Below are 4,631 nucleotides of genomic sequence, written 5' to 3'. Positions count from 1 at the left end.
CTTCTACAACACCCGCCGCCCCCATCAGGCGCTGGACATGAAAACCCCCGCTGAGGCATTCGCATTAGCGGCTTAACCTGTGCAGATTCCGCTGGGTCGATACATTCGCGTCATGTCGCGGCTGGAACCGGGAAATTCGACACCAGCAGCTCGGCCCGCGCCCCGGCCTGGTCGTTTCCGGTGCGGCTTATGGTGTAGCTGGTGGTCACGCCGGTCATCTGGAAGCGGCCGAAGATCTCGCGGATTTCGGGCACGTCGTTGATCGAGAGGATGAACCGGCCTTTCAGCCCGGCCAGAACATCCGCCATCCGGCCGAAATCCTCGCGGCTGAACAACGCCTTGCCGTAATCGCCCTCGCAGCCCCAGTAGGGCGGGTCGAGATAGAACAACGTTCCCTCGCGGTCGTAGCGAGGTATGAAGTCGCCCCAGTCCAGGCATTCGATGATCACGCCGGACAGGCGGCTGTGGAGATCTTCCAGCATCGGTTCCAGCGTGGTCAGGTTGAACCGGCCCGGTCGGTCCGTCACCACCCCGAAGTTCCGTCCGGAAATCTTGCCGCCGAAGGCGGTGCGCTGAAGGTAGAGGAACCGTGCCGCGCGCTCGAGGTCGGTCAGCGTTTCGGGGTTGGTGTCAACCAGCCGGTTGAACTCGGTCCGCGTGGTCAGCTGGAACCGCAGGGTGTCGAGGAACTGTGGGTAATGCCGCTGGAGGATGCGGAACAGGTTGGCGATGTCGCGGCCCTTGTCATTGATCACCTCGCAGCGCGGCCGGGTCGCGCGGCGCAGGAAGATCCCGCCCATGCCCACGAAGGGCTCGGCATAGGTGGTGCAGGCGATGATCCCGCAGATCCGCTTGGCCAGATTGCGCTTGCCGCCCAGCCAGGGGGCGGCGGGAGAGACGGGTTCAACGTGAGTTAAAGGGCTGTTCATCGTCATGTTCCTTGGGTGCATCATCCAGAACATAAGCTGAACATTCTTGAAGATCAGATATTGACTTGTCGCGCTTTGGCTGAGCCTCCAGTAACAATAGGGAGGCGATGCAGTTGTGCATCATTCCTTTGAGTGGTGGATCAGCGAGGCCAGTAGCGTAAGGGATATCGATTCCAGACTTCGGCTTCCTCGATCGCCATGTCTACCGGAATGCGGGTTTTCTCAGCCAGCGGCCGCGCAAGGAAGCACCCTTTCAGAGCTTCTGAGGCACCGATAAGCTGCGCTTTCGCCACATCACGATTCAGCATGTCCCGATAGGAGGCGCGCTTACGCCAGTTCGACAGGCCAGGGTAGAATGCGTGGGAGGCCCTTAGGATCACGTTGTTCACTGCGGCCTCATCAAATTGCGCAGCCTGACAGTGTTCTGCAGTGGCCAAGAACACGATCCATATCCGAAATGTGTGCTCGAACAGCATTCGAAACTCAGCACGAAAATCAGTCTCTACATGCTGCCCTTCTTGCAATCCTATCGTCTCATATGCGCATGAACGAAAGCTTGCGAGCGCGGAAGCTGTGGTATCCAGCCTGATCAAACCGTCGATTTCAAATCCGTCCTTCGCCATGGCGTCCAGCACCTTGGCAACATTGTGCAGCTCCTTGAATTCAAAAGACCCCAACGTTTCTTTATGAACACCCGACGGTGAGACTTCGAGGAAGCGCGCATTCTGAAGCTTCAGGATCTGGCCACCAATCGTCACAGTTTTGAGCGCGAACGTGAAGCGGAATGCATCGCTAAGACGCTGATCATCAAAAAAGCGCCGATAAACTTCAGCGTTGGCAAGGATTACTGCTTCAATTTTCCACCGCTCCTCGTCGCGTGACAGGTAGAAGCCAACGCGCTTGCCAGCATCGGTTCGTAGCTTCACCTTGCACGGCTGGTCGTCACGCTTTTCCAAAAGCTCATGCGTGACGATCACCTCCGCAGTTGCTGCGCTCGCCGAAAGCATGAGCATCAGCGCAGCAATAGGGCTTCGCAAATAGTTTGCCCAACCGGGCTTTCTATCGGCGCTGCATCCACCAGCCATATTCAATCCCTGTTCGTATGCCCCCACCAGGCCACCTTTCCGATGATGGTAATGGCCTTGAGGTCTGTGCCCTGCCGCAGCTCGGGCGGGTAATCGGTATTGTCTGAAATCAGCAGCATCTGATCGGGGGAGGGGCGTTCGATCCGCTTCACGCGGGCCTCGCCGTTGTCGATCAGGGCATAGATGGGGGAGCGGCGCTGGTCGCGTTGGTCCCGGTCGCGCACCGGCGGCTCATTGGTGCGGGTGTCGATCAGGATCATGTCGCCGTGCCAGAGGCTGGGCTGCATGCTGTCACCCTGAACGCGGGCGAGCCGGGCGGTTGAGGCGGACACACCGATACGTTGTAGCCATTCGCGGCGGAAGGCGAGAGAATCGACAACCGTCTCCGTTCCGTTGAAAGCACCAGCCCCTGCCGCCAGCATAGCGTCGTGCAGCGGGATATGTGCGTAGTCCGCGCCATCAAGGGTTACTTGCTCAACAGCCGCCACTTCACGAGGTGGGCCAAAATACAACTCCCAGCCTACAGCACGGCAGAGGGAAGCCAGCTTATCTGCCGACGGAGAGGAGCCCCTTCTCAAAGCTTGAAAAGCTGCATTGTCCGCTTTTCCAAAAGCTCTTTGGCCGATCTCGGCCTGTGACAAGCCGAGTTCGGTTCTGCGGGCCTCCAAGGCCAAGTATATCTCTTCCGGTGTCGGCATGGTGTAAAATTGCACCAAATCTCAGCACCGCACAAGACGATGTAATTTTGCACAATCCGTTTCCAGATTGATGCAAATTAGCATTGACTACATGATGTAAATATGCATTTTATACGGCATGCAGTATTCACATCTTACAAAACTTGCTTCGCTACTGGCCGCACATGTTGGGCGCTCCGACATGACTGTCGCTAAATGGTGCGGCGTCCATGCGCGTCTGTTTCTGCGCCTCAAAGCTGGCGCAGGGTGCCGGGTGGATACCTACAATGCGGCAATCATTGCCTTTTCGGAGCGTTGGCCCGCCGATCTGGCATGGCCCGCAGACATCCCGCGCCCCTCGAAATCGAAGGATGCCGCGTGATGTCGCCTCAACCCTTTTCGCCGGGGTCGGTTGGCCCCTGCCGCGGCGAAGGCCGCCCCGATCCGGCTGGTAAGGCAGTCCGGCTGGATCGGGGTGTGCCGCGCCCGTCGCTCTGGCGGCGCCTGCGCGCGCTGGATGACCGCATCAACGATTGCTGGATCGGTGACCTGCTCGGCATCGCCTCGCTGGTGGCGCTGGTGGTCTGCACGCCGGTCCTGCTGCCCATGTTCATCATCATTTTCGGAGGAAACCCGTGAAGGATCACATCGAACCCTTGTCGAAGTGCCAGTTGTTTGAGGCCATCCGCCACCACGCGAAAATCTATCGCGAGCAGGATCGCCTGCACGGTGATGCCGTGATTGCAGGCGATCTGGATTTGGCTGACTCGCACCTTGAGGCGTCCAGCGATGCCTTTGCCGAGTGCGTCTTTGCCATGGCCATGGCCGAGGAATGCGGGCTGATGGACGAGCTGGCCGGTTTCCTGACCGCCAGCTACGGGGGCTGAGGCGATGCTCGGCACCTTCAGCGCCCCCGAACAGCGGTTCCACGTCGAACGGATCGGCGGCCGGTTCCGGGTGATCAGCCCCGAAGGCAAGCTTGTCGGGCCGCCGTTCGAAAGCCGCCGGGCCGCCGTGGAGGCCGCGCAGGCGATGCAGGCCGAGGCCGACCGCCATGCCAAACGCGGGCCGCGCCCCTGCATGTGTTGCGGGCGAAACTTCGACAGCGAAGGCATCCACAACCGGCTGTGCGCGCATTGCCGCAGCCGGGGCGATGCCGCCTCGCTGAGCATTCCGACCAATTCGATAGCGAAGATCCGTCGCGCAGCGTCGTGACGGCGAAGACCAAGGGGCCAAACCGTGAAACCACCGACCTTGATGCAGCAGAACCGGGTGCGGATCGCCGATATCGTGATCGGTTCCCGCCTGCGCCCGGTCAGCGCAGCGGGCGTTGAAAGCCTGATCACCTCGATCAGCGAGACCGGGGTGATGAAGGACGCCATTCATCTGCGCAAGAAGAAGGATGGCAGCCTGCACCTGCTGGCAGGCGCCCATCGCACCGAAGCCGCCCGGCGTCTGGGCTGGGACGAGATCGAGGCGAAGATCTGGACGGACGTGACCGACGACTGGGCGCGACTGATCGAGATTGACGACAACCTTGCCGGTGCCGAAATGAACGCCCTTGATACGGCGGTGTTTCTGGCCACCCGCAAGGCCATCTATGAGCGCCTGCACCCGGAAACGCGACGTGGCGTTGCCGGTGCCGCTGGGCGTTGGGATGCAACTGAACCGAGTTCAGTTGCATTCGTGAAATCCACTGCCGACAAATTCGGCATGCCCGGAATTACCGGCGGGTGACGCGCAGCATGGATGAGCTGCGCGACTGGGTGGGCGATCTTGATTACCGGCGCTACCGCGAGAAAGAGCAGCTGCGCACCGATCTCTCGAAGTCCCTGCGCGAATTCCGGGCGACATTCGAGGAGACCATCACCGTTGCGGCCTCCGAACGGGCGGCGATCACCCAGCGCGTAACTTCGCTCGAGGCCGACAGCCTCGACACC

General features: G+C 60.3%; 9 protein-coding genes. 6 read left to right on the top strand and 3 right to left on the bottom strand.

What is annotated here, in order from left to right; translation table 11 throughout:
• Positions 1-110: 110 nt before the first annotated feature.
• The 3 genes from IE126_RS25020 to IE126_RS25010 form a co-directional block, all read right to left on the bottom strand.
• The gene (locus tag IE126_RS25020) at positions 111-929 is read right to left on the bottom strand and encodes a DNA adenine methylase (RefSeq protein WP_189383050.1); all 819 of its coding nucleotides are present in this window, start codon (positions 927-929) and stop codon (positions 111-113) included.
• A gap of 140 nt (positions 930-1,069) precedes the next feature.
• Positions 1,070-2,041, bottom strand: coding sequence for a hypothetical protein (locus IE126_RS25015; protein ID WP_189383048.1), 972 nt, complete (start codon positions 2,039-2,041; stop codon positions 1,070-1,072).
• Positions 2,017-2,727 (bottom strand): S24 family peptidase, encoded by a 711-nt coding sequence (locus IE126_RS25010; RefSeq protein ID WP_229825921.1) that lies wholly within the window; start codon positions 2,725-2,727, stop codon positions 2,017-2,019. Before IE126_RS25010 ends, IE126_RS25015 begins: the two co-directional genes overlap by 25 nt.
• A 166-nt stretch (positions 2,728-2,893) precedes the next feature.
• Between IE126_RS25010 and IE126_RS25005 the strand changes: the two genes are divergently transcribed.
• From IE126_RS25005 to IE126_RS24980, 6 genes are all read left to right on the top strand, one after another.
• Complete coding sequence (locus IE126_RS25005) at positions 2,894-3,073, top strand: hypothetical protein (RefSeq protein ID WP_229825919.1); 180 nt, start codon at positions 2,894-2,896, stop codon at positions 3,071-3,073.
• Positions 3,073-3,330, top strand: a complete 258-nt coding sequence (locus tag IE126_RS25000; protein WP_189383045.1) for a hypothetical protein — start codon at positions 3,073-3,075, stop codon at positions 3,328-3,330. Before IE126_RS25005 ends, IE126_RS25000 begins: the two co-directional genes overlap by 1 nt.
• Positions 3,327-3,578 (top strand): hypothetical protein, encoded by a 252-nt coding sequence (locus IE126_RS24995; RefSeq protein ID WP_189383043.1) that lies wholly within the window; start codon positions 3,327-3,329, stop codon positions 3,576-3,578. The genes IE126_RS25000 and IE126_RS24995 overlap by 4 nt, the downstream gene beginning before the upstream one ends.
• Before the next feature lie 4 nt (positions 3,579-3,582).
• A complete protein-coding gene (locus IE126_RS24990; RefSeq protein WP_189383041.1) occupies positions 3,583-3,906 on the top strand; it encodes a hypothetical protein in 324 nt (107 codons plus the stop codon).
• 24 nt (positions 3,907-3,930) lie between these two features.
• Positions 3,931-4,428: a ParB N-terminal domain-containing protein gene (locus IE126_RS24985; RefSeq protein WP_229825917.1), complete on the top strand. Its 498-nt coding sequence runs from the start codon at positions 3,931-3,933 to the stop codon at positions 4,426-4,428.
• An 8-nt stretch (positions 4,429-4,436) separates the two neighbouring features.
• The coding region (locus IE126_RS24980) for a hypothetical protein (RefSeq protein WP_194678752.1) at positions 4,437-4,631 on the top strand (195 nt) is incomplete at its 3' end.

It is taken from the genome of Gemmobacter nanjingensis (assembly GCF_014652195.1).
Lineage (GTDB): Bacteria > Pseudomonadota > Alphaproteobacteria > Rhodobacterales > Rhodobacteraceae > Gemmobacter > Gemmobacter caeni.
This window is presented reverse-complemented; position numbering and strand designations above follow the sequence as displayed.